27 protein-coding genes are annotated in these 20297 nt (G+C 67.7%); 5 read left to right on the forward strand and 22 right to left on the reverse strand.

All coding sequences use genetic code 11. From position 1 onward, the window contains the following. Positions 1-49: 49 nt before the first annotated feature. From ACWCRB_RS07055 to ACWCRB_RS07085, 7 genes are all read right to left on the reverse strand, one after another. The gene (locus ACWCRB_RS07055; RefSeq protein ID WP_450995048.1) at positions 50-970 is read right to left on the reverse strand and encodes a hypothetical protein; all 921 of its coding nucleotides are present in this window, start codon (positions 968-970) and stop codon (positions 50-52) included. 77 nt (positions 971-1047) lie between these two features. Beyond that, a complete protein-coding gene (locus tag ACWCRB_RS07060) occupies positions 1048-2322 on the reverse strand; it encodes an enoyl-CoA hydratase/isomerase family protein (protein WP_450995049.1) in 1275 nt (424 codons plus the stop codon). A gap of 1 nt (position 2323) precedes the next feature. Next, the gene (locus ACWCRB_RS07065; RefSeq protein WP_450995050.1) at positions 2324-2632 is read right to left on the reverse strand and encodes a hypothetical protein; all 309 of its coding nucleotides are present in this window, start codon (positions 2630-2632) and stop codon (positions 2324-2326) included. A gap of 65 nt (positions 2633-2697) precedes the next feature. Beyond that, positions 2698-3744 (reverse strand): hypothetical protein, encoded by a 1047-nt coding sequence (locus tag ACWCRB_RS07070; protein WP_450995051.1) that lies wholly within the window; start codon positions 3742-3744, stop codon positions 2698-2700. Then, positions 3732-4388, reverse strand: coding sequence for a hypothetical protein (locus ACWCRB_RS07075; protein WP_450995052.1), 657 nt, complete (start codon positions 4386-4388; stop codon positions 3732-3734). The genes ACWCRB_RS07070 and ACWCRB_RS07075 overlap by 13 nt, the downstream gene beginning before the upstream one ends. 256 nt (positions 4389-4644) lie before the next feature. After that, positions 4645-4872 carry a helix-turn-helix domain-containing protein gene (locus ACWCRB_RS07080; protein WP_450995053.1) on the reverse strand — a complete coding sequence of 76 codons (228 nt, stop codon included), beginning with the start codon at positions 4870-4872 and terminating at the stop codon, positions 4645-4647. A gap of 350 nt (positions 4873-5222) precedes the next feature. Further along, positions 5223-5483 carry a GntR family transcriptional regulator gene (locus tag ACWCRB_RS07085; RefSeq protein WP_450995054.1) on the reverse strand — a complete coding sequence of 87 codons (261 nt, stop codon included), beginning with the start codon at positions 5481-5483 and terminating at the stop codon, positions 5223-5225. 137 nt (positions 5484-5620) lie between these two features. Here ACWCRB_RS07085 and ACWCRB_RS07090 point away from each other — a divergent pair, with 137 nt between their 5' ends. The 3 genes from ACWCRB_RS07090 to ACWCRB_RS07100 are packed head-to-tail and all read left to right on the forward strand — an operon-like array spanning position 5621 to position 6632. Then, complete coding sequence (locus ACWCRB_RS07090; protein WP_450995055.1) at positions 5621-6067, forward strand: hypothetical protein; 447 nt, start codon at positions 5621-5623, stop codon at positions 6065-6067. Continuing rightward, on the forward strand, positions 6064-6243 hold the full coding sequence (locus ACWCRB_RS07095) for a hypothetical protein (RefSeq protein WP_450995056.1): 180 nt from the start codon (positions 6064-6066) through the stop codon (positions 6241-6243). Before ACWCRB_RS07090 ends, ACWCRB_RS07095 begins: the two co-directional genes overlap by 4 nt. Next, positions 6240-6632, forward strand: a complete 393-nt coding sequence (locus ACWCRB_RS07100; protein WP_450995057.1) for a hypothetical protein — start codon at positions 6240-6242, stop codon at positions 6630-6632. The genes ACWCRB_RS07095 and ACWCRB_RS07100 overlap by 4 nt, the downstream gene beginning before the upstream one ends. Positions 6633-6907: 275 nt before the next feature. Here the strand turns inward: ACWCRB_RS07100 and ACWCRB_RS07105 are convergent, their stop codons facing one another. The 14 genes from ACWCRB_RS07105 to ACWCRB_RS07170 all read right to left on the reverse strand — a co-directional run bounded on the left by ACWCRB_RS07105 (position 6908) and on the right by ACWCRB_RS07170 (position 18874). Further along, positions 6908-7423 (reverse strand): hypothetical protein, encoded by a 516-nt coding sequence (locus tag ACWCRB_RS07105; RefSeq protein ID WP_450995058.1) that lies wholly within the window; start codon positions 7421-7423, stop codon positions 6908-6910. A gap of 54 nt (positions 7424-7477) precedes the next feature. Continuing rightward, positions 7478-8098: an OmpA family protein gene (locus tag ACWCRB_RS07110; RefSeq protein WP_450995059.1), complete on the reverse strand. Its 621-nt coding sequence runs from the start codon at positions 8096-8098 to the stop codon at positions 7478-7480. A 2-nt stretch (positions 8099-8100) separates the two neighbouring features. Then, positions 8101-8700, reverse strand: a complete 600-nt coding sequence (locus ACWCRB_RS07115; protein ID WP_450995060.1) for a hypothetical protein — start codon at positions 8698-8700, stop codon at positions 8101-8103. Positions 8701-8715: 15 nt separating this feature from the next. Continuing rightward, a complete protein-coding gene (locus ACWCRB_RS07120; RefSeq protein WP_450995126.1) occupies positions 8716-9324 on the reverse strand; it encodes a pilus assembly protein TadG-related protein in 609 nt (202 codons plus the stop codon). Beyond that, positions 9321-9515 carry a hypothetical protein gene (locus tag ACWCRB_RS07125; protein ID WP_450995127.1) on the reverse strand — a complete coding sequence of 65 codons (195 nt, stop codon included), beginning with the start codon at positions 9513-9515 and terminating at the stop codon, positions 9321-9323. The genes ACWCRB_RS07120 and ACWCRB_RS07125 overlap by 4 nt, the downstream gene beginning before the upstream one ends. A gap of 111 nt (positions 9516-9626) precedes the next feature. After that, on the reverse strand, positions 9627-10373 hold the full coding sequence (locus ACWCRB_RS07130; protein ID WP_450995061.1) for a response regulator: 747 nt from the start codon (positions 10371-10373) through the stop codon (positions 9627-9629). Then, positions 10360-11715, reverse strand: a complete 1356-nt coding sequence (locus ACWCRB_RS07135) for a histidine kinase (protein ID WP_450995128.1) — start codon at positions 11713-11715, stop codon at positions 10360-10362. The genes ACWCRB_RS07130 and ACWCRB_RS07135 overlap by 14 nt, the downstream gene beginning before the upstream one ends. Positions 11716-11741: 26 nt before the next feature. Then, entirely contained in the window at positions 11742-12632 is an 891-nt protein-coding gene (locus ACWCRB_RS07140) for a DUF5936 domain-containing protein (protein WP_450995062.1), read from the reverse strand. 17 nt (positions 12633-12649) lie between these two features. After that, positions 12650-13591, reverse strand: a complete 942-nt coding sequence (locus ACWCRB_RS07145) for a type II secretion system F family protein (RefSeq protein ID WP_450995063.1) — start codon at positions 13589-13591, stop codon at positions 12650-12652. Positions 13592-13634: 43 nt separating this feature from the next. Next, on the reverse strand, positions 13635-14981 hold the full coding sequence (locus ACWCRB_RS07150) for a CpaF family protein (RefSeq protein WP_235475172.1): 1347 nt from the start codon (positions 14979-14981) through the stop codon (positions 13635-13637). A 62-nt stretch (positions 14982-15043) separates the two neighbouring features. Continuing rightward, positions 15044-15436, reverse strand: coding sequence for a TadE/TadG family type IV pilus assembly protein (locus ACWCRB_RS07155; protein ID WP_450995064.1), 393 nt, complete (start codon positions 15434-15436; stop codon positions 15044-15046). Then, complete coding sequence (locus ACWCRB_RS07160; RefSeq protein WP_450995065.1) at positions 15436-17061, reverse strand: AAA family ATPase; 1626 nt, start codon at positions 17059-17061, stop codon at positions 15436-15438. The genes ACWCRB_RS07155 and ACWCRB_RS07160 overlap by 1 nt, the downstream gene beginning before the upstream one ends. Before the next feature lie 73 nt (positions 17062-17134). Next, a complete protein-coding gene (gene cpaB / locus ACWCRB_RS07165; protein ID WP_450995066.1) occupies positions 17135-17854 on the reverse strand; it encodes a Flp pilus assembly protein CpaB in 720 nt (239 codons plus the stop codon). Positions 17855-17974: 120 nt separating this feature from the next. Continuing rightward, entirely contained in the window at positions 17975-18874 is a 900-nt protein-coding gene (locus ACWCRB_RS07170; RefSeq protein WP_450995067.1) for a hypothetical protein, read from the reverse strand. 285 nt (positions 18875-19159) lie between these two features. Here ACWCRB_RS07170 and ACWCRB_RS07175 point away from each other — a divergent pair, with 285 nt between their 5' ends. Next, positions 19160-19411, forward strand: coding sequence for a hypothetical protein (locus tag ACWCRB_RS07175; protein ID WP_450995068.1), 252 nt, complete (start codon positions 19160-19162; stop codon positions 19409-19411). Positions 19412-19438: 27 nt separating this feature from the next. Here ACWCRB_RS07175 and ACWCRB_RS07180 read toward each other — a convergent pair whose 3' ends face one another. Beyond that, the gene (locus ACWCRB_RS07180; RefSeq protein ID WP_450995069.1) at positions 19439-19807 is read right to left on the reverse strand and encodes a tetratricopeptide repeat protein; all 369 of its coding nucleotides are present in this window, start codon (positions 19805-19807) and stop codon (positions 19439-19441) included. A 4-nt stretch (positions 19808-19811) separates the two neighbouring features. Here ACWCRB_RS07180 and ACWCRB_RS07185 point away from each other — a divergent pair, with 4 nt between their 5' ends. After that, positions 19812-20135 carry a hypothetical protein gene (locus tag ACWCRB_RS07185; protein WP_450995070.1) on the forward strand — a complete coding sequence of 108 codons (324 nt, stop codon included), beginning with the start codon at positions 19812-19814 and terminating at the stop codon, positions 20133-20135. The last annotated feature ends 162 nt before the right edge of the window (positions 20136-20297 follow it).

Genomic DNA, 20297 nt, shown 5'->3' on the forward strand with positions numbered 1-20297 from the left:
AGGTTGTCCTTGGAGAGTTCAGAGGCAGAGGCAGAGGTGGGGCCGGAGTTCAGAAGTCGTCTGGGTGGAGGTCCTCGAACTTAGCCGCCTCGATGCCCTGTGCGTCCATGATCAATGGGTTTTCGGTAAGACCGAAAAACGAATCGACCTTACTCGGTACGACGAATTCGACCCGGTAATGACCGCAAGCATGGAGACTGACTACCGGGGGTGCTGCGTTCGGTGCGTCGGATTCTGCAAGGAATTTCTCGACAGTGGTGCGCTGCCCCGGTGTGAGCGCGTCCAGGCGGATGATTTCATGAGGGAGGAGGTACCTGGTGAATTTCTCTCGCGCAGGGGAGCGCAGTCTGCACCACGAGCCGTCACTGAAGACGATCTCGGCGTCGGTCCCGGTTTTGTAACGCCTGGGCTTTACCTGGCGGATCTTGTCCAGCGGGATCTCCCAGAGGACTTCGTCCTCGATGAGCTTGTCGTTCTTCTTGGAGTACGGGAAGCCGACGATGACCAGTCGGCGGTCCGTGACGATCGCATGGGTGCGGTAGTGCTTCTCGGGAGAGCGTGCGGGATCCAGTTGCCAGGGCAGGGTGCGGGCGATGGTGCCGGGCGCGGCCCACATGACAGGGAAGTCGAGTACCTCGTTGTTTCGGTCGTCCGGGGTATCAGAGCCGGACTTATACGCCTGATAGTTATCAGGGCCGACACTGCCTCCGACAGAGCTGAGGACGCCCATGACAGCGACACCCAGAGCGATTGCTGCGCCTTTGACGGTGTTGCGTCCGACTGCACCGCCCGTCGAACGTGCCGTGTACACGGGGCCCTCGGGCCAGCCGGCCAGCTCGTGCTGGATGTCTTTGCGCTCTGTGTCGCGGAACCACCGCATGCCGCTGACACGGGTGGCTTCGCCGGTGGCGAAGGTGACAAGTGCGCGGGCGAGAAGCGTCTCACCCGGTTCGGGCTGCCAGATGTCCATGACTGTATGCATCTTCCTGAGCGGCGGATCCGGGAGATTTGTCCTGCGCGTTCACTCTGACAGCGCGCGTCGGCAGTTCAGTTGCCCGTAGCCGACTTCTCGAACTGGTCTCCTGGGAAGAGGGCATCTCCCACGTGCTGGTGGATGCTCGTGATCTTGGGGAAGATCTTGAGCCCGGCGTCCATGGCGATGCCCGCTCCCAAGGGGTTGATGTTCACCCCCGGAAGGAGATTGGCTCCTCTGGAGCCCACCCACTGGCCGGAATGAAAGCCCTGGTTGACGATCCCTCCCATGCGGGACAGCACGCTGCTGGTCCCGTGTGCGACCTCGTACACGTGCTCGGCCGTACCGCCGAGGATCACCTTGCCGGGCAACAGGGGGACTCCCCCCTTGACGAACTCGGCCTTTTTGCCCGCGGCCAGGAGCACCCGTGAGGCAGCGGCCTGCGTTGCCTGAAACCCTTCGCCGAGCGCGGCGGCTTTGGCGATCCCAGCGGTGCTGGCCGCCAACCGGGTTTTACCAACCACCTTGACCCCCTTGCTGAATGCCCCGACCCCCGGCAGGAGCCCCATCGCGTCGAGTCCGATCTGCATCCAGCTCACATCCTCACCCGCAGCCTTGGCAATGCCATGGGCCGCGAGGGCGAGACCGCTGGTGACGATCGCGGCCGTGGCGAAGATCGCCGCGAGGGGCGGGAACGGAAGCGTGATGATGGTCAGCAGGGCCAGGATCGCGGTCAGGTCGCTCAGCAGGTCGCCGATCAGTTTGATCTGGTCGGCGTGTTCCTTGATCCAGTCGCCGGTGGCGTCCCAGGCATCCGCGACGCCCTTGGTGAGCTTGTCCCAGAAGCCGGGTTCGTCGGGCGCGATGTCGGCGGCCTTGTCGAGATCCTTGCTGATCTTCGCGGCGGCCAGACTGTAGCGGTCCTCAAGGTCGTGGAGTTTATCGATGACTCCGTCCACATCACCGGAGGCCTTGCCGTACTCCTCGGTGCCTTCCTTGGCTTTCGCCTTGGCGTCGATCTTCTCCCCGGCGGTCCGCTCCAGTCGGGCCGTCTCGTCCTGGAAGTCCTGGAGTTCGCCCGCCCAGCGGTGCAACGCGCGTGAGGCCTTGTCGAAGGAGTCGTGGCTCTTGCGGATGAGCGGGGTGACGTCCTCACCTATGTACTCGGTGAAGGCAAGCGCGGCCTTGCCCTTCCACGCCCCGGTCTCGATCTGCTCCAGCTCCCGCAGGGACGTGCCCAGCTCGCTGGCCAGCTTGCCGAGTTGCCTGGCCAGGTCGCGGGTGTCCTCGACGCTGCCGGGAGTGGGGTCCCGGCCGATGTTCGGCAAGGACGAAAGGCGGTCCTTCACGTCACTTGCCCTTCTTCTTGGCCTTGGCGGACTTGAGCGACTCGGCGAGGTCCAGGTCGAGCTTGCTGAACGTGTCGTCGATGTGGTTGATCATCTTGACCGCACCCTGGGTGTGCTTGCCGAGCTGCTTGATGCCGTAGCCCCACTCGTCGGCGAAGTCCCGCAGGTCCTCGACGAGCTTGCTCTCGCCGAGAACCGAGGCGTCGGCGGCGCGCAGGCTGCGACGGGCATTCTCCATGCGGTCACTGATGGTGGAGAAGGTCTTCTTCAGATCCTCGAAAATCGTGTCTTCGAGGCGCAGGTCACTCATGTGGTGTCTGGTCTCTCCGGGAGGACGACGGACTGAGCTGCGCAGCCCTTCGCGTCTGATGGTGATCAGCGGTTGACGGCCTGGATTTCCTGCACGGTGACTTCCTGGTCGTTTCCGAAGGTTCCGTCAGGGAGCCTCGTCGGGTTGGGGTTGCCCGTTCCTGTCCAGGTGATCTCCCAAGTGATGGTTGCCTGGAGCTTGAACGTGCCATCGCCGGAAGAGCGGAGGTATCTGACGCCACAGGGCGGGGTCTGGTCGGCTTTGCCCGTGGCGTACGGCTCGCCGATCGAGCCGTCGTTGCCGAACGTGCACTCACCAGAGGCAGGGTAGGTCTCGGCGTCGGCCGTACCCGGCTCAAGCCTGAGGGAGACGGGCTTGGCCGTGGTGGTGGCCTGGATGTTCAGTGCACCCACGTTGAGCGCGGCGGTCACTGAGACTTCCTTGAACATCGACTTGTCCAGCCAGGCCCAAGTAGGAAGGTTGACCTTGGTGATGTCAGCAGGAGCCAGGGTGACCTTGGTGGTCGGCAACTGGATCCGGTTGTAGGCGAGTTCGGCGAGAACCTGCGGGGTCACCGCGTTCTCGACCGGCGGAGTGTCTCCGTTCTCGACCCAGAAAGGCTGCTTGTCACAGCGCTGGGCCTCGGGCTCCATCCAACGGTCCTCGTCGCGGACGGCGACCCACCAACTGCCCTCGTCCTTCTGGTCGAGGTTGTAGTTCTTGTACTCGCCGTCCTTGTAGGTGTTCCGGAAGTCCCCGACGGCCCGCTTCGCATAGTTGGCCTGGCCGGGCGTGTTCAACGTCGTGTTGTACTCGTCCTCGACCTGCTTCGAGAACTCCTCGGCGGAGCGCGGTTCGTACCAGCAGGCCGGCGGAGTCCAGTTCCCCACTGCTGCGAGCGCGCCGGACGATCCATTGTTCCCCACGGCGGAACCACTGAACGTGATCCGGGATTCAAGCGTGTAGCCCTTGCTTGCACCCTCCTGTTTCACGGCTCCTTCGTTGCCGCTGCCGAGGTCCACGTCGGCGTGGGCGGGAGAAGGAACCAGCACGCAGGCGACTGCGGTGGACGCCAGGACGAGCCGAGTGCGACCGGAGATCACGGCGTGCATGTGTCGTTCGCCCTTTCGGAGTTGAGCACAGCGGTCTGCCATACACCCTTGTCGCTCTTCTCCAGGCGGGTGGAGTAGAGGAGGTACGACTTGTCAGTGACCGGAGTCTTTGCCGCCGCGCCGGTGGCCCTGTCCTTGACGAATGCCTTGCCCTCGAACGAGCAGTAGGTGAGGGTCGCCTTGCCCTCCGCATAGACATCGACACTCGGCTTGAAGTAGCGAGTCTCACCCGTCATGGATTTCTTGGCATCCACAAACTCCTTGACCCACTGGGAGGCCCCAACCAGGGCGTCACCCTTGTAGTAAAAGGCCAGCACCGGCTCGTCGGCATTTCCCTCGGTGATGGCGTACGCCAACGCATCGATGCGTCGCGAAGCGTCCGCCAGCACCGCGTCCTTGACTGCGTCGCCGGTTTCCCAGCCCTCGAAGACGTCGGTGACATCGCTGGGCAACGTGACCTTCGGGCGCTGCGCCGAACCGGTCGCCGTAGCGGTCGGCGATGCAGATGCCTTCGTATCGCCGGTGTCCGCACCCGCGATCTTGTCGTTGGCCTTCGAGTCGCCTTCACCACCGCCACAGGCTGTGAGGAGCAGGGAAGCGGTCGCAACGATCACGACAGCGATGGGCACATGGCGGCGATTCACGGTCTGCTCCCGGTGGGGCGAGGCTTCTCTCGAGTGAAGCAACGCTATCCATCGGCTCCTGGTGACACCAGGTTGAAACCTGTCAACCACTGGGACGTATACGGTCAAATAACGCAGGCCTTGCACCGCCTGACCCATAACGGTTGCATAACGCACCAATCTGCTCACCACGCGCTCCGGGAGGCAGACCGTTCACGGCCGATTCGCTACCGAACTGCAAAGAGTGACATCACGTCTCCTGAGGTGCGAGAACTACTCAGGTTGCGCGTTCCTCGAAGCCGAACTCAGGGGTGCTGCGCGGATCGATCCTGGCGCCGGATCCGAGCGCAGCGGCCAGCCGCTCGATCAACTCAAGGGTCGGATCGACTCCGCTCTCCTCGATGGACTCGATGCCCCCTTCGGACATCCCAGCCCGCCGCGCCAACTCGGCCACGCTCCAGCCCAGAGCCGAGCGACGGTCGCAGACCGCCTGGGTAAAATCCATCCGGCGGCCTGCGGCGTGGTAACAGGGATCTTCACGATGCTCGGGTGGGACCTTCCAACTCGTGTGATAGCCACTGCCCATCGAGGACCCCTACGTTGACCTGCGGGATAAGCGAGCCATTCCTGCCCGCGGCCGGGGAGTGACTTCGATGCCTCCGCCGTCCGTGACCAACTCCACATGGAGCATGCCATCCCTGATGGCATTTTCCGTACGGCCGTCAGCCCACCAATCCCGACTGAACGTCCCCCGCCAGGCTCGGCGAACCCATCAGCCCTGCGCCCGCGCAGAGCCAGGGAGTTCGCGCCCGATCACTCGTGGCACGACAGGATCCGCGAGTCATGCTGGCGCATTTACTTCTGACCTGGGCCATCGTCGCCCCCGGAAGGATGTTCAACGACGAACGATCCCTGCCCCAGCACGGTGCGCAGCCTGCCCTCCGCGCGCAGTGCGGCCACAGCTTTCTGAACCGTTGACGCCGCGACGTCGAACTCCGCAGCAAGGTCCACCACGGCAGGGAAGCGCGCACCGGGAACGTATGCACCGGCATCGATCCTGCGCCGCAGCTCCTCGGCGATTTGGGTCCATACAGGTTTGCCCCGGTCGAGATCCATACCTCGAACGTATGCGTCTTCGCGAAACCGGGCGACCGCGAATGCGCGAATGCGCGTATCCTCGAAGGACGGCAGACCCCGGCGAGTCGGTCAGGACTCCCGGGGCGTGGCCCACCAACTGTTAGGAGTTGATGAACATGGCCGAGCGTAGCGCTGCCGCGCTGCACTGGGTTGGGGTGACCCTGGTTCTCTGGGGCCTCACCCTCCTGTTCCCACCGACCGGCACCCGCCGGAAACCTCCCGCGGCGATGCGGACCGTCGTGACCAGCAAGAACACAGGAGGTCCTGCCAGCCTGGCGGTACGGGTGCCTACTGCGCGCCGGTCACCGTACAGCACCGACCGGGCGCCGCTGGACGGTTCGGCGTCCCGTCTCTCACGGCCGTACCTGCCTTCTCTGGACCGGGTTCCAGAGACGCGGACAGTCATGGCATCCCGTACGACTCGTGTACGTCCCTACTCGGCGACGCGTGAACGGGCGGTGCGGTGGCGTCGTCGGACGGTCTCCGTGCTGGCAGTCGACTTCGGCATCGACGTCGACAACCGGGACATCCACGCCGAGTTGGGCGGGGTGAGGACCCGATGACCGGCGCGACCGCACGTCAGGCCGAGTTGCCGATGCTGCGTTCCTACCGGCTGTGGTTCGAGCACGCCCGCAAGTGCGCCGGCTGCAAGCCCGCCCGCAGGGCGATGGACGGGTGCGAGACCGGACAAGAACTGTGGGTCGCCTATCGGCAGGCGTACGACGGAGGATCCCGATGACCGCGAACCCCACCGCCAGGACGGACACGTGCGGGACGGTCCGCGCCTCGCTGTTCTACGGGGCACCGATCCTCAGCGAGAGCGGCGCGTGCATCCTCCCCGGGAGGCACAAGGGGGACCACGAGGACGCCAAAGGCGCACGCTGGTACCGGATTCCCCTCGTCGGCGGGATGGACTTGTGCGGAGAGGAGCAGGCGCTGCCCCTTGCCCACAAGCCGGCCTCGTCGGCGGAACCCTCCTTCCTCTCTCCCTTCTGCGTTCTCGGTCAGCACCCCCGCTGCCGGGACTCCGAACCGCGCGACACCGGCGTACCCGGCGTGCACTACCTCGTGTGCACCTGCGCCTGCCACCAGACTGCCCCGCCCCCAGGGGCAGGATCCCGGGCATGAACTCCCCTGGCCCCACGTCGAGTTGGTTCCACGCGTGTTGGACGCTCAGTGAAGGTCGGTCGTACACACCGGGGACCCTGACCGTCCATACCTGCCGAACCCCGGCCCAACGATCCTGGCTGCCGTACTTCGGATGCCTTCAACGCAGAGGAGGAGGCAGCTCGTGATGTCTCGCTAAGCCCGCTCGATGCGGGTGGGCCCGGCCCCTCCGTGACACCTCGTGGAGGGGCCGCTCTGGCCGCGGTCACGGGGGCCGTCACGCCATGCCCCGTCCATCACGTGTCGTCCGGTCTGCCCGCGAGGGATCCGCCTATCCAGAAAGGCAGTGCCTTTTGTTCCTTGCTCAGTGACCGTCGTATCGCGTTGACCAACTGCACCTGCGCCTGGGCCGGCGCTCTGTTGGCCTCGGCGAACTCCTCCACGCTCAGTGGGTCTCGTGACGGATCGTGTGCCGGGTCGCGTGCCACCTGGTCCAGGAACGTACCGATCGCCTTGCCGAAGTTGTCGATCTCCGTCGCGACCGCCGCGGGGGCGACCAGGCTGGCGCGGGTCAGGGCCGCGCTCCACTCGCTCCAGTCGTAGTCCCATCCCTGTCGGCCGGCGTGGGCGCGGCTGAGGATCATCGTGAACTTGGCGTAGTGGCTGATCAGTTCCTGGTAGGCGATCAGTTGCTTGTCCCGCAGCCACTGACGGTCCTGGGCCCGGTGCGTGACGATGCCGCCGACCAGGACCCCGACCGTTGCGGCCAGTGCTCCGGCGGCCGTTGTCACCAGTGTGTCCAGCAGTGGCACCTGAGGCTCCGCATCCCCTGTCGTTCGAACATCAACAGGTCAAACCCGTTGGCCTCACGCCCCCTTCTGGAACGTCACCTCCACCCGCCGGTTCTTGCGTCGGCCCTGTTCCGAGGAGTTGTCCGCGATCGGGTAGTCCTCGCTGTAGCCGCGTACCTGGAAGGTGACGTCTGCGCCCAGGCCCGCGGCCAGTTCGTCGTGGACGACCTCCGCGCGGTTCTTGGAGAGGGTCAGGCCGTGGGCGTACGAGCCGAGGTTGTCGGTGAAGCCGAAGACCCTGACGTTCGTGGCCTTCTGGGCCTTGATCTCGTCGGCGATCGCCTGGATGCGGGAGCGGGCCTCGGGGTTGAGTTTCGAGCTGTCCTTGGGGAACAGGACCTCCGCCTGGAGTGCGAACGTCACGGTCTCGCTCGTGTCGACGCGGCGTTCCTCGCCGCCCATGTCCTCCACGATCGACTTGATGTCCAGGACCTTGGCAGCGGCGAGCGTGGCGCCGTCCGCCAGTTTCAGGCCGGGGCTGTTGGGGTCCACTTCCGGGGGTGGGGATGTTGTGACGCTGCCTGGGGGTGCGCTCGGGTCATCGTCGGCCTGTGCCACGGGGGTGGCCAGTGTGAGCGTCGCCAGGACTGCCAGGGCCGTGACCGTGGTCGCCGTGAGGCGGTAGCTGCGAGTCATCGTCACTCGCCCTCGGAGATCTCGATGGACGCCGGGGGCATGGAGCCGACCTGGAAATCGACGTTCGTCGTACCTTCGGGCGGGGCGGGGAACTGGGCAAACCACTCCGTGGTGTCACCCGTTCCGACGCCTCCAGTGAACCTCGTGCACAAGCAGCGCCCTTCCGTGTCGCGCAGCACGAGGTACTTCTTCTTGCCGGACGGGTCAAGAAGACTCGCGCCCGCGATCGAACCGCCGTTCGTGACGAGTTCGTTCTCGTCACCGAGCCAGTCCGCCCCGACCCACGGTGCGCCAGTGCCGTTGGTCACCTTGCCTTCGACAGTGACGAAGCCGCCTTCGTCGCGGGCAGCCGACGTGACCTGGAGCGTCAGCCCCCCTGCCTTGACTTCGGCCAGCACCGGGTCTGCGGCGGGGACTTCGGACTCCTCCTTGTCGGCATCTCCCTGGTCCTTGTTGGACGGGGTGGACGACGAGGAACCCGTATTCGACGCCTTGTCGTCGTCGCCGCCTCCGCCACAGCCGACAACCGCGACAAGCAACCCCGCCGTGATCGCCGCCATCGACAGCGTCCTGCGGCTCCTCTTGGTACGCCGGAAATCCATCAGTACGTCTTCCTCTCACTCGGCCAGACGCACAGAGAACAGCACAGACGCGTCGGGAAAGTCGTCTGGATCAAAATCTTCGGGGTCCACGATCACGATCTGGCCGTCACAGTCCAACTCGATGGGCTGCAGGGGATCCGCCTCGGGATCGACCTCGCAGCGCGGCTGGATGACGGCGGTGGCATCGGCCTTGGCCCGCATGCCCTCGGTGCCGGGAATGATCGAGTCACCCACGGTGTAGTCGGTCTGGATGGAGACCCGGAATCCGGGATATCCGTTCAGCACGACAGGTACTGCCGCGCCCTGGACGGTCGATTCGTTGTCGGCGGCCAACTTCTGTGCCGCCGCTGTGGCTCCCTCGCCCACCGCCACATCGCCGTCGAGCCAGTCGAGCCAGTCCAGGTCCCCGCCGATGGCGCCCACCAAGCCGTCCACCAGCTCGTCCCGAGCCTCTTGCGCGGCTGCCAACGCCGCAGCGTCCGCCGCGGACTGAGCACCATTACGGGCGGACGCTGCTTGAGCGAAGACAAAGAACGCGACGGCGGCGAACAGCAGAATCCCGGTCAGCCAGATGTAGATCGGGAGTGTCTGGCCTCGGTCCCCGCGTACCGCTGGAAGCCTCAGCCCGTGACGTTGGTGATGGCTTTCAGGATCGCCTGCGAGATCTTCCCGCCCAGCCCCAACCCGTTGATCAGGGTAAAGATCCCCGCAATGATGATCATGAGGCCCGCGTACTCCACGAACCCGGCCCCCGCGTCCCGTCCCTTCCCGCGCATCCGGGAGACAACGGTCCGCGCCCAGCTGTTGACCTTCATCATGGCTTGCGCCTTCCCGCCCGACACCACTACCGACCTCAGCACAATATGTGAGAACCCGCCTACTCCGCGTGGGTCCAGGGACCCAACTTCTCCCCACAGCACGCCCCATCACTCCCACCCCTCCCGAGCCGTACCCAGCCACCGGGCGATCGATTCGCTCCGTGTCGTACTGTGCAGCTTTGCGAAGATGCGGTTGATGTGGTTCTTGACGGTCTTCTCGCTGATGAAGCAGGTGGCGGCGATCTGCCGGTTGTTCATGCCGGCTGCGATGAGATCCATGACCTCCACCTCCCTTGAACTCAGGCCGAAGTCCGGTCGGCTGCGGGCGCGGGCGGCGAGTGTCGTCGCGTGGCCTAGCCTGGCTTCTGCAGTCTCCGGATTCTTTGGCAAGAGTGCCATAAACGATTGCAGGTGCGAAGAGTATTCGCTCGGTTCGTAGGAAACGACGAGCGAATCCGCCGCCCCCGTTCTCCTCCCCACCGCCCGCACCGCCTCCGCCAACTCCTCCGTCGTGAAGCCTCCGTGGACCAGATAGCCCGACGCGCCCTGGCGCAGCGCCTGCCGCACCACCTCCGGCTCGCTGCTGTACGTCAGCATCATCACCGGTGCCAGGAGCGCCAGTTGGGGCAGCGCCGTCAGACCGTCCGTGCCCGGCATGCGTACGTCCAGCAGCACCACGTCGGGGCTCATCCGCTCCGCCGCCGACACCGCCTCCGTGCCGTTCGACGCCTCCGCCACCACCTCTATGTCGGGGTGGCCGCCGAGCAGCGCCGACAGTCCCGCGCGTACCACCGGGTTGTCGTCCGCCACCAGCACCCGCAGCAGCTCCGGCCGCCGCCGTTCATCTGTGGGCATGCGACTCGGCCTCCCTTCGGGACCGGGGCATGGGTACGTAGTCGAGTCCGGGTGGGTGCACGTCCACGCGGATCTCCGTGCCCCCCGCCTCGCCTCGGCCCACGTGAATCACCGCACCCAGCGACCTCGCCCGTTCCACCATGCCCAGCACTCCGAAGTGGCCTGATCTGGCTGTCTCTTCGAGGTTCAGGGGGTGGGGGATGCCCACTCCGTCGTCCCGGATGCGCAGGGTCACGCCCTCCGCACCTGCCCCCGACGGCTCCGCCTCCAGCCTCACGCTCGTCGCCCTCGCATGCCTGCGCGTGTTCTCCAGGGCCTCCGACACGATCGCCAGGAGGTGGTGTGCCGTCCGGTGCGGGAGGGCGGAGAGGGCGGCGATCCGTCCGGTCGGGGACTCCACGGTTGTACGGATTCCCGTGCTCTGCTCGAACTCCGCCGCCCGCCACGTCAGTTCGGCTATCAGGTCCACGTCCGGGGACGTCAGGTCCGTGTGATGGCGCAGGTCCGTCAGGAGGTCGCGGGACTCCGTTGCCGCTCGGCGGGCCGCCCCGGCCACCAGGGATGCCTGGCGTCGGACCGTGTCCGGGTCCGCGTCGGCCGCCGAGGTCGCCGCCAGGGCCTCCGCCGCCATGGCCAGGCCGTGCAGCGTCTTCGTCACCGAGTCATGCATCTGCCTTGCCAGGCGCGCCCGTTCGGATTCAACCGCTTCCGCCACCGCCAACCTGGAGTTCGCCTCCGCCAGTGCCTCGCTCGCCGTACCGAAGCGGAACATCAGGTTGCGCAGCGTGACGCCGATGATGCCGGCCCCGACGCAGAAGCCCGCTATGAGGAGGGTGCTCGCGCCTGTGCCCGGGCGGTGCTCCCAGGCTCGGTAGACCGTGAGGAGGACCGCCAGTTGGAGGCCGGTGAAGACTCCTGAGCCTCGCCAACCGTAGAGGAGGCCCGCGAGGAGGGGGGTGCATGCCGTGGCGTAGGCGAGGGGGGAGGCCGGAGACGCCGTGAGGAGGAGTATCGCCACGAACGTCAAGTCCGCTGCCATCAGGGTGGGATGGGCAAGGAGGCGGGGCGCCAGGCGGTCCCAGTCGCGGTACATGGCGTACGAGGCCGTGATGCCCAGGACGGCAGCCGCCAGGACCATGTAACGCGGGGGGCCTTCCGCCGTGTTCGTCATCGCGAAGGGCGTGCCCAGGGCCAGCATCGTCATCCGTACGGCGAACGCCTGGCGGCACAGGGCCTGCAGGGCGTTCAGTTGGAGGCGGACGCTGGCCGGGGGCGGGGCGTCGTCGGCCAGATAGCCGGCGGTCGGGTCGTAGCCCCGGCTCCGCTTCTCGCGGCGTCGCATGCTCGTCACCCACGCCTTCATCGTCCTCAACGCCCCAGAATCGAGCCGAAGTTGGTGCCCGAGCCGAGGAACATGCCCGTCGCGATGAGGATCATCGTCGCCGGGAGCATGAAGACCAGGGTGACGAGGGTGGCCTTGGGGATCGTCTTCGCGGCGCGGCGGCGGGATTCCTGAGCGTCGGTGCGGCGCATGTCCGCGGCGATCTGGATCAGGGTGTCCGCGATCGGGGCGCCCAGCTCCTCGCCCTGCTGGAGCGCCGAGACGAACTGGGCCACCTGCTCGGAGGAGTTGCGCCTGCGGAGTTCGTCGAAGGCCTGGCGGCGGCTCACGCCCATGTCCATCTGGCGGAGCGTGATGCGGAGTTCGTCCGCCCACGGTCCCTCGTACCGCTCCGCCACGCGGTCCAGGGCCTGGCGGAAGCCGAGGCCCGCCGACACGACCACCGCGAGCACGTCCAGGAAGTCCGGGAGCGTGCGGTCGATGACGTCCTTGCGTTCCCGTACCGCCTGCCAGATCGCCGCGTCCGCCGCCGTCACCCCGAACGCGAACGTGATGACGGCGAGGACGAGTTGGCCGTTGGTGAGGAAGATCAGGCCGAGGAGGACGCCGAAGGTGACGTAGACCGCGCGGCGGGCCGCGTAGCGGGTGATGGTCAGGCCGCCGGGGTTGCCCGCCATGTCGATGCGCAGGCGCTTGGCGTCGACCCGGCGGGGGCCCATCAGGCGCAGTACGAGGGGGGCGAACCGCATGCCCATGCGGTCCACGGCCGAGTCCGCCTTCGAGACCCGGGTGCCGCCCACCTCCAGGGCCAGCATCAGGTCGGAGGGGAGTTTGGCGTCCGCCCGGATCATGCGGATGCCCAGGAGGGCGCCAGCGACGGCGATCGCCATCAGCAGGGCCAGGAGGAGAGGCAGCATCGGTTCGTCCACTCCCCTCAGACTTCGATCTTGCCGAGGCGGCGGATGACGAAGAAGCCGACCGTGTACAGGCCCAGGGAGAGCAGGATCAGGCCCTGGCCGAGGCCCGAGCCGGTCACCTTCTCCAGCGCGCCCTCGTTCGAGGAGTTGACGAGGAGGAGGGAGCCGAGGCCCAGGCAAGGGACCGTGAAGGCCGTCGCGTTGACCTCCGACAGCATCGTGCGGACCTCTCGGCGCGTCTCCTTGCGGTCCTCGAGGGTCTGGGTGAGGTTGCGGAGGGAGCTGACGACCGAGCCGCCCGCCTTGTTCGCCAGGACCAACGTCGTTACCAGGACGACCAGTTCGCGGGACGGGAGGCGTTCCGCCAGTTCGGCGAGTGCGTCGTCGACCGTACGGCCGAGTGTCAACTGGTCGGCCACCCGGGCCAGTTCCTCGCCCGCCGGGGCCTCCAGCTCCTCCGCCGCCATCGCCAGTGCCGTACGCAGGGCGAGACCGGCCGCCGTGGCGTTGGCCAGCAGCCGGGCCACGTCCGGGAGTTGGTTGATGAACGCCTCGATACGTTTCTGGCGTTGCCAGTTGAGGAAGATCGCCGCGCCCCAGACCGTCACCAGCGCGGCGATCGGGCCGAAGAAGGGGGCCAGTACGGCAGCCGCCAGCAGCCACAGCGCTACGCCGACTCCGGTGACGTACGTGAAGAACTCGCCTGCCGTCAGGTCGAGTCCGGTCGCCGAGAGGCGGAGGTGGATCGTGCGGCCGAGGCGGGTGCGGCGAAGGCGTCGGTCGACGGTCGCGAACCGGCGTACGCGGCCTGCCACCGTGTGGAGTGCGCCGCCGCCGGAGAGACGGTCTTCGAGCGCCCGGCGCTGGGCGCGGCCGGTGGCGTACGTGTGCACGCCCGCGACGGCGAGCGTGCCGCACAGCATGGTGGCGCCCAGTGCCAGCGGGACCGAGTTGTTCATGGCTGCTCGCTCCGCCCGATGATCCTGGTGGTGGTCCGCGTGTTCATCCGATCGCCTGCCTCGTGTCCAGTACGTCGAGCACCTCTGCCACGCCGAACGCCGGTGGCAGCGACTCGTTCGCCAGGTACAGCTTCTCGGCGACCGGGCGGGGCAGCGGGAGGTGCTGGAAGTGGCCCTGGGCGACCCGGTCGGGGCCGGACGGGCGGGAGACGTAGCGGGAGACGGTCGCGATGCGGAACTGTTCGCGGCCGTGGGAGACCAGCAGGGCGATCTCCGCGATACGGCGGGATCCGTCGGCGTGGCGGGCCAGTTGGACCACCACGTCGACCGCCGAGTTGATCTGGTCCTTCAACGCCTCGAAGGGGATCATGACTTCGGACATCGAGCCCAGGGTCTGCAGGCGCATCAGCGCGTCCTCCGCCGAGTTGGCGTGGACGGTGGCCAGGGAGCCGTCGTGGCCGGTGGACATCGCCTGGAGCATGTCGAGGGTCTCGCCGCCTCGGACCTCACCGACGATGATGCGGTCGGGGCGCATGCGCAGGCTGTTGCGGACCAGGTCGCGGATGGTGATCTGGCCCTTGCCCTCCACGTTCGGCGGGCGGGACTCGAGACGGATCACATGCTCCTGCTGGAGCTGGAGTTCGGCCGAGTCCTCGATGGTGATGATGCGCTCGTGGGACGGGACCAGGCCGGACAGGGCGTTGAGGAGCGTGGTCTTGCCGGTGCCCGTACCGCCGCTGACGATGACGTTGAAGCGGGCCCGGACGAAGGCCGCCAGGAGCATCAGCATCTGCTCGTCCAGCGAGCCGAGGCCGATCAACTCCGGGAGGGTGTAGGCCCGGGGGAAGCGGCGGATCGTGAGCGTCGGGCCGGTGAGGGAGAGCGGCGGGATGATGACGTTGACGCGTTCGCCGGTGGGCAGACGCGCGTCGACCATCGGATTCGACTCGTCCACCCGCCTGTTGACCGTCGAGACGATCCGCTCGATGGTCTGCATCAGCTGCTCGCTCGACGCGAAGCGCATGGGGAGCTGTTCGACCCGGCCGGCCCGTTCGACGAAGATCGAGTCGGGGCCGTTGACCATGATCTCGGTGATCGACGCGTCGGCGAGGAGCGGTTCGAGGACGCCCAGGCCGAGGGCCTCGTCGACCACCCGCCTGATGAGCTGGGAGCGTTCGGCGGAGGAGAGGACCGGGCCCTCGCGGCTGATGATGTGGCCGAGGACGCGTTCGAGTCGGACACGGCGTTCGGCCGCCGCGAGGCTGGACATCTCCGCGAGGTCGATCTCTTCGAGGAGCTTGGCACGGTAGACGGCGACGAGGTGGCCGTCCTCGCGCGCGGTTCCGTTGCCGTTGTCGTCGGGGGAGGCTATGCGGGAGCGCAGGCTCATGGTCTCGGTCTCAACTCCTCTCCAGTCACACTGAGTTGTGGATCTTCTCGGTCGGCTGTCGGTCAGCCGTCGTCGTCGTTGGGCATGGTGGCCTCGCGGGTCACGGGCCAGGCGTCGAAGATCGGGATGATCGCGGGGACGGTCACGGTCACGGTCGCGGTGGTCGTGTCGCCCGCACCGAGCGGCGCGTCCACCTGTGGGTTGAGCCAGTCGCTGACGGAGGCGACGCCCGCCGCTTCCCCGTCGCCGTCCAGGGAGGCGGCCCTGGCCGCCGCACGCGCCCCCGTCCCGGCCTGGTTGATGCCGTAGCCGATCAGGCCGAGCTGGATGCACGCCAGGCCGACGATGATGAGGATCGGGAGGAAACCGGCGAACTCCAGGATGGAGGCGCCCCGGTCACCCCGCCCCCTCGCTTCCCGGAGGCGGATCGCCAGGCGGTCCCGAAGACTCCTCATCAGTCCCCGTCCCCTTCCAGCGCCGCGCCCGCCTCGCCGTTCACCGTCCAGTTGACGTCGAACCCCGGGAAGAACAGCGGAACTTGGGCGCTGACGGTGGCCCTCATGACCTCGCCCTCGGGTCCGCAGTCGATGGTGGCACCGGACCAGGCTTCGGGGAGGTTCTCACCGCCCGCGCTCTCGCAGGCCCCCTCATAGCCGCCGGGGTCGAGGGCGAACGCCGCTGTGGCCGCGCGAGCCGCCTCGTCCGCCGCGTTCCCGGCCAACGAGTACGTGTAGCCGTACAGCGCGCACTGCCAGAGGATGCTCATCACGACGAGCAACAGCGGGAACATGCCCGCGAATTCGAGGGTCACGGCGCCTCGGTCGCCGCGCTCTCCCCGTCGGCGCAGGGTCAGTGCGCCCCGGTCCGAGGACGAGGACTTGCGTCGTTTGCCGCCGCCCCCTTCAGGGACGACCACCAGGCCCAACTCCCCCGCCAGGGCCCACAGTGCCTGCTTGACGGTCGACCGGGCGTCCAGGTCCTGGAGGCGCCCCGCGTCCACCACGCCCTGAAGTTCCTTGAAGGCGGCGGGAATCGAGGCCCGCGCGACCTTGGTGCCGGTGACCTTCTCGACGAGGGCGGGCTGGATCTCCGTACCCTTCGACTGCCTGTTGACGACCGTCAACGTCTCCTCGGCCTTGCGGATCTGGAGGCGGTCCCAGAGGCGGACCATGCGTTTGGCGGCGCGTACGGCGACGACGTCCGGGGTGACGAGGAGCAGGGCGTGGTCGGCCATCTCGACGGCGGCGGCCGTGGCGGAGTCCATCCGGGCGCCGCAGTCGACGATGACGACGTCGTTCCGGGAGCGCAGGGCGGCGACGATCTGGCGGGTCGCCCGGTCGGTGACCTCCTCGCCGCGTTCGCCCTCGGCGGGAGCCAGGAGCAGGCCGATGCCGGTGTCGTGGATGAAGACGGCGTCCTGGAGGACACGCGGGTTGATGTCCGTGATGGCGGCCAGGTCGGCGACCGACCTGCGGAACTGGACGTCCAGGTAGGAGGCGACGTCCCCCGACTGGAGGTCCAGGTCGAGCAGGGCGACGGTCCGGCCCGACGCCCGTGCGGCGAGGGCGAGTTGGACGGCGGTGACGGTGGCGCCGACACCGCCCTTGGCACCGGTGACGGTGACGACCGTACCGCCGGGGCCCGCGTACAACTCCGGTGCGCTGCTGCCGAGATGGCGCCGCATGCCCGACGACCAGGACGCGGCGGCCGTCACGCGCTCGGCCAGGGACTCGTAGGTGAGCGGCAGTTGGACGATGCCGCGGGCGCCGGAGTCCATGGCGGCCGTGAGGACGCCGGTGCTGGGGTCGGCGGTGATGAGGACGACCCCGACGGCCGGGAAGCGCAGCACGAGGTCGCGTACGAGGTCGAGGGCCGGGACGGGCCCTATCCGCTCATGTATGAGGACGACTTCGGGCAGTTCGTCGAGGGACTCGGCGGCCAGCCGGGCCAGGGTGTCGAGCAGCGCGGTCGAGTCGGCGACGGGCGGGGCGGGTTCGGCGTCGGGGAGCCGGCTGAGGAGGGTGGTCAGGGCGCGGGCGGACTCGATGTCGGCGGTGGCGGGGAGGATGCGGATGGTCATCGGCACACCCTCGCCGGGCACGACCTCGGCCGCGACCGCGGCTTCGTACGTACGGACCTCATTGCCCGGCCTCCTACTTGTCCTTGTCGAGGGTGTACGTACGGTCGCTGTCACCGGGGACGGTCGTCAGCTCGCCGCCCGCGACCAGGGACAGCCGGACGTGTTCGGCGAACGACTCGGCGTACGCGACGCGTTGGGCGTTCGGCGTCGTGAGCGCGAAGGTGATCGGGACGGCCTCCGTGGCCGTACGCCGGCGTTCGGTGCTCGACTGTCCCGCTTCGAGGGCGGTCAGCTTGCCGACGTCGATGACGCGCGCGTTCGTGACGAGCAGCTTGACCTCGTCGACGCCCTTCTCGCTGTCCTTGGACTCGAAGGTGGCGTAGATGTTGACGAGGGACCCCGGGTTGATCTTTCCGGCGACACCCGTCGACGCGTCTATCATGATCGCGATCTCCTGCTCACCGGCGGCGAGTTCGGGCCGGTCGACGATCATGTCGGTCTGCAGCAGGGAGCCCTTCTCCAGCCGGGTCACCGCGATCTTGCCGCGGATCTGGGAGGGCTTGGTGACGGCGGTCGCCGACAGCCAGCGCTCCGGCATGGAGATCTTCTCGAACTGGTCGGCCGACAGCTCCTTGTAGGGCGCGATGTCGCTCTTGAGGCGGTACGCCGTCACCTCCGGGCCGACCTTGGAGTTCACGTCGCGGATCACCGAGAGCACCCCGACGAAGGCGCCGATGGCGCACAGGGTCGAGAGGACCAGCAGGATGACGCCGCGGCGCTGGCGTGAGTTCATGACGCGGACAACCTCGATCGGGGGTGGGGACGGACGTGGTCGAGCGGTCGTGCCGTACGGGGAGTTGCGTGAGGGAGGGTTCAGTTGTGGGAGTGCGTCTCTTGCGTGGGGGTGCGTCTCTTACGTCGTACCTCGGGGCAGTGCTGCTCGTACTGGTGTTCCTGAAGCCCCTGCTGGGGTTCCTGCCCGCCCGAGGGCCGCGGGAAGCTCCTGAGGGCGGGCGAGTGGGGCGGCGCAGAATCCGCAGCGGTCGCCGATGAGTTCGAGGCCGCACCAGTGGCACTGCTCGCGCCGCACGGAGGAGACCAGTTGGTAGAGCACGGAGACGTCGTGCAGCCCGGCCGCGAACTCGACGACCTTCCCGGTCCCCCACCAGCGCACGGACTCCGCGGGCAGCGGCACGGGGGCGACTCCCTGGACGCGCCAGGCGGGTGCGAGGGTCGAGGTGACCCAGTCGGAGGGCGGCTGCCCCTGCGCCACGAGCAGCCGCGTCCCGAACTCGGGCCCGGCCAGCTCCTCCTGGCCCACCCGTACGAGCTGGGCTCGCGGATTGGCCAGTACGGCGAACTGGGCGCCCGGCACCCAGGACTTGGCGTGCGACTTGAGCGAGACGGGCACCCGGTCCAGCTTGGCGACGGAGCCGAGGAGGGCGCCGGCGTAGATGTAGTGGGCGAGGAGCCGGGCGGAGGACGCGAGCACGCCCGGGCTGAAGTCGCACATGGAGAGCTGCCGCAACTGCTGGGCGAGCAGGGCGAGTCCGAGGGGCGGCAGATCGACGCCGAGCAGCGCGATGCGGTCGCTCTCCAGGACGGAACGCACGGTGTGCAGCCGCCGGGTGACGGCCGGGTCCGTGGACGCCGGGTAGAGGGCGATGACGTATCCGTGCTGCTCGATGAGCGTGTGCATCCCCATGAGGGCGCCGTCGAGACTGTCGAGCGTCGGGACGGCGGCGGGCGGGGTCTGCCGGTCATGCGGTGGGAGCACCAGATCGGAACTGGTGACGGCTATCGCGGTCGGCACGCTGCACACCACCCCGTTCACTGCGGCGGGGTGGTCGGCCACCGCCTCAGATCGCCCCTGTGACGTCCTCTTGCATCAGCACCTTATCCACGGCATGGCCCGCTCAACACTGAATCTTCTAGATCAACTAACGGAAGGTGGAGCTTGATCGACGGAGAGTGAGGCGAATATGCCACAAGTCGGGTGCACGGGAGGGTAGTTGACGGTACGCCCTGCAGCGGACCCATACCCGGAATTGTGGCCTCCATCACAGCGTAAGCGGTTGGCGCCTGGTGCACTGCGCGGATGTTCATCAACCTGATACTCCGCGTCCTCCCCTGGTGGATCCGTGAGCCCCTCGTCATCGCAGTCAGCCTCTTCTTCTGCGGCCTCGCCTTCTACTGGACCGTCACGGACGGAGGGTGGGCCAGATTCGGCATCGGCGTCCTGTTTCTCGCCGTCGCGGCCCTCCGGATCCACATCCTCAGAGGGGAGTTGAGATCCTGGCAGGCCGCGAGAAGACCCGCGGGCGCCCCACCGGCGGCCGACCACAGCTGACCGGGGCCGCCCGGGAAGGGCGGCGCCTCACGGCAGGTTGATCTCCTTGCGGGCTTCCGCCACCCAGCGCAGCACGCCGTGGGAGTCGGTGCTCTCGGCCAGCTCCGTCGCTTCCTCCAGCAGCGCCGCCGCGTCGTCGCGCCGCTCCTGTTGGGCGGCCGGATAGGCCGGCCCGATCAGGTTCGCCGCCACCCCCGGCAGGAATCCCGGTTCCCGGCGGAGGCGGGTGGACTCCTCGAAGTACACACGGGCCTCGTCCAGGCGGCCCGCCATGTGGTCGGCGAAGCCGAGGTGGCGCAGCGCGTAGGACATGGTCAGCCGGTCACCGGCCCGGGTGGCGAGTTCGAGGGCGCGCTCGAAGGCGGGTACGGCGGTCTCGATGTCGTCGCGGACCACTTTGATGGCAGGTTCCGACCCAGAACACGGCTTCGCCCTCGCCCCGCACGTCACCAAGCCGCCCGTACAGCTCCGCCGCGCGCTCGAAGAGCTCCAACTCCCGGGCGTCCTCGACCCGCTCCTCCAGGAACCGGGCGTGGATCACCCGGCCACGGGCCAGCGCGAGATCCGCCTCGACTTCGTCGAGACTCCGGTCGGCGGAGGCCAGCGCACTGCTGACGCCGCCGAACACGGCACGTTCGTAGAGGAGTTGGGCTTGCTCGATTCGCTGGTCGGCAGTCGTGGCGTGAGCGTATCGATCGCGTGGGGATGGATTCGATACCTTTGAGGGGCTGAGCGGACCGTAGGTCCCCCCCGGGGGCGACAGGCACGTAGGGCGACAATTCCCTTGCCGCTGCCACACCCCTCTTTGCCGTTGCCACAGCGCAACCTTGGGCAGCCTGACAACAGCACGGACCTCACCGCTACCGTCTTGGCTCAGCCAGCACAT

The sequence above is a fragment of the Streptomyces sp. NPDC002156 genome, from assembly GCF_053593675.1.

Bases quoted from the DNA above. Each gene is read 5' to 3' on its own strand.
- ACWCRB_RS07055 (WP_450995048.1), bottom strand. From the start codon at position 970: ATGGACATCTGGCAGCCCGAACCGGGTGAGACGCTTCTCGCCCGCGCA.
- ACWCRB_RS07065 (WP_450995050.1), bottom strand. From the start codon at position 2,632: ATGAGTGACCTGCGCCTCGAAGACACGATTTTCGAGGATCTGAAGAAG.
- ACWCRB_RS07070 (WP_450995051.1), bottom strand. From the start codon at position 3,744: ATGCACGCCGTGATCTCCGGTCGCACTCGGCTCGTCCTGGCGTCCACC.
- ACWCRB_RS07080 (WP_450995053.1), bottom strand. From the start codon at position 4,872: ATGGATTTTACCCAGGCGGTCTGCGACCGTCGCTCGGCTCTGGGCTGG.
- ACWCRB_RS07085 (WP_450995054.1), bottom strand. From the start codon at position 5,483: ATGGATCTCGACCGGGGCAAACCTGTATGGACCCAAATCGCCGAGGAG.
- ACWCRB_RS07090 (WP_450995055.1), top strand. From the start codon at position 5,621: ATGGCCGAGCGTAGCGCTGCCGCGCTGCACTGGGTTGGGGTGACCCTG.
- ACWCRB_RS07095 (WP_450995056.1), top strand. From the start codon at position 6,064: ATGACCGGCGCGACCGCACGTCAGGCCGAGTTGCCGATGCTGCGTTCC.
- ACWCRB_RS07100 (WP_450995057.1), top strand. From the start codon at position 6,240: ATGACCGCGAACCCCACCGCCAGGACGGACACGTGCGGGACGGTCCGC.
- ACWCRB_RS07110 (WP_450995059.1), bottom strand. From the start codon at position 8,098: ATGACTCGCAGCTACCGCCTCACGGCGACCACGGTCACGGCCCTGGCA.
- ACWCRB_RS07115 (WP_450995060.1), bottom strand. From the start codon at position 8,700: ATGGATTTCCGGCGTACCAAGAGGAGCCGCAGGACGCTGTCGATGGCG.
- ACWCRB_RS07125 (WP_450995127.1), bottom strand. From the start codon at position 9,515: ATGAAGGTCAACAGCTGGGCGCGGACCGTTGTCTCCCGGATGCGCGGG.
- ACWCRB_RS07130 (WP_450995061.1), bottom strand. From the start codon at position 10,373: ATGCCCACAGATGAACGGCGGCGGCCGGAGCTGCTGCGGGTGCTGGTG.
- ACWCRB_RS07135 (WP_450995128.1), bottom strand. From the start codon at position 11,715: ATGCGACGCCGCGAGAAGCGGAGCCGGGGCTACGACCCGACCGCCGGC.
- ACWCRB_RS07140 (WP_450995062.1), bottom strand. From the start codon at position 12,632: ATGCTGCCTCTCCTCCTGGCCCTGCTGATGGCGATCGCCGTCGCTGGC.
- ACWCRB_RS07145 (WP_450995063.1), bottom strand. From the start codon at position 13,591: ATGAACAACTCGGTCCCGCTGGCACTGGGCGCCACCATGCTGTGCGGC.
- ACWCRB_RS07150 (WP_235475172.1), bottom strand. From the start codon at position 14,981: ATGAGCCTGCGCTCCCGCATAGCCTCCCCCGACGACAACGGCAACGGA.
- ACWCRB_RS07155 (WP_450995064.1), bottom strand. From the start codon at position 15,436: ATGAGGAGTCTTCGGGACCGCCTGGCGATCCGCCTCCGGGAAGCGAGG.
- ACWCRB_RS07160 (WP_450995065.1), bottom strand. From the start codon at position 17,061: ATGACCATCCGCATCCTCCCCGCCACCGCCGACATCGAGTCCGCCCGC.
- cpaB (WP_450995066.1), bottom strand. From the start codon at position 17,854: ATGAACTCACGCCAGCGCCGCGGCGTCATCCTGCTGGTCCTCTCGACC.
- ACWCRB_RS07175 (WP_450995068.1), top strand. From the start codon at position 19,160: ATGTTCATCAACCTGATACTCCGCGTCCTCCCCTGGTGGATCCGTGAG.
- ACWCRB_RS07185 (WP_450995070.1), top strand. From the start codon at position 19,812: ATGGCAGGTTCCGACCCAGAACACGGCTTCGCCCTCGCCCCGCACGTC.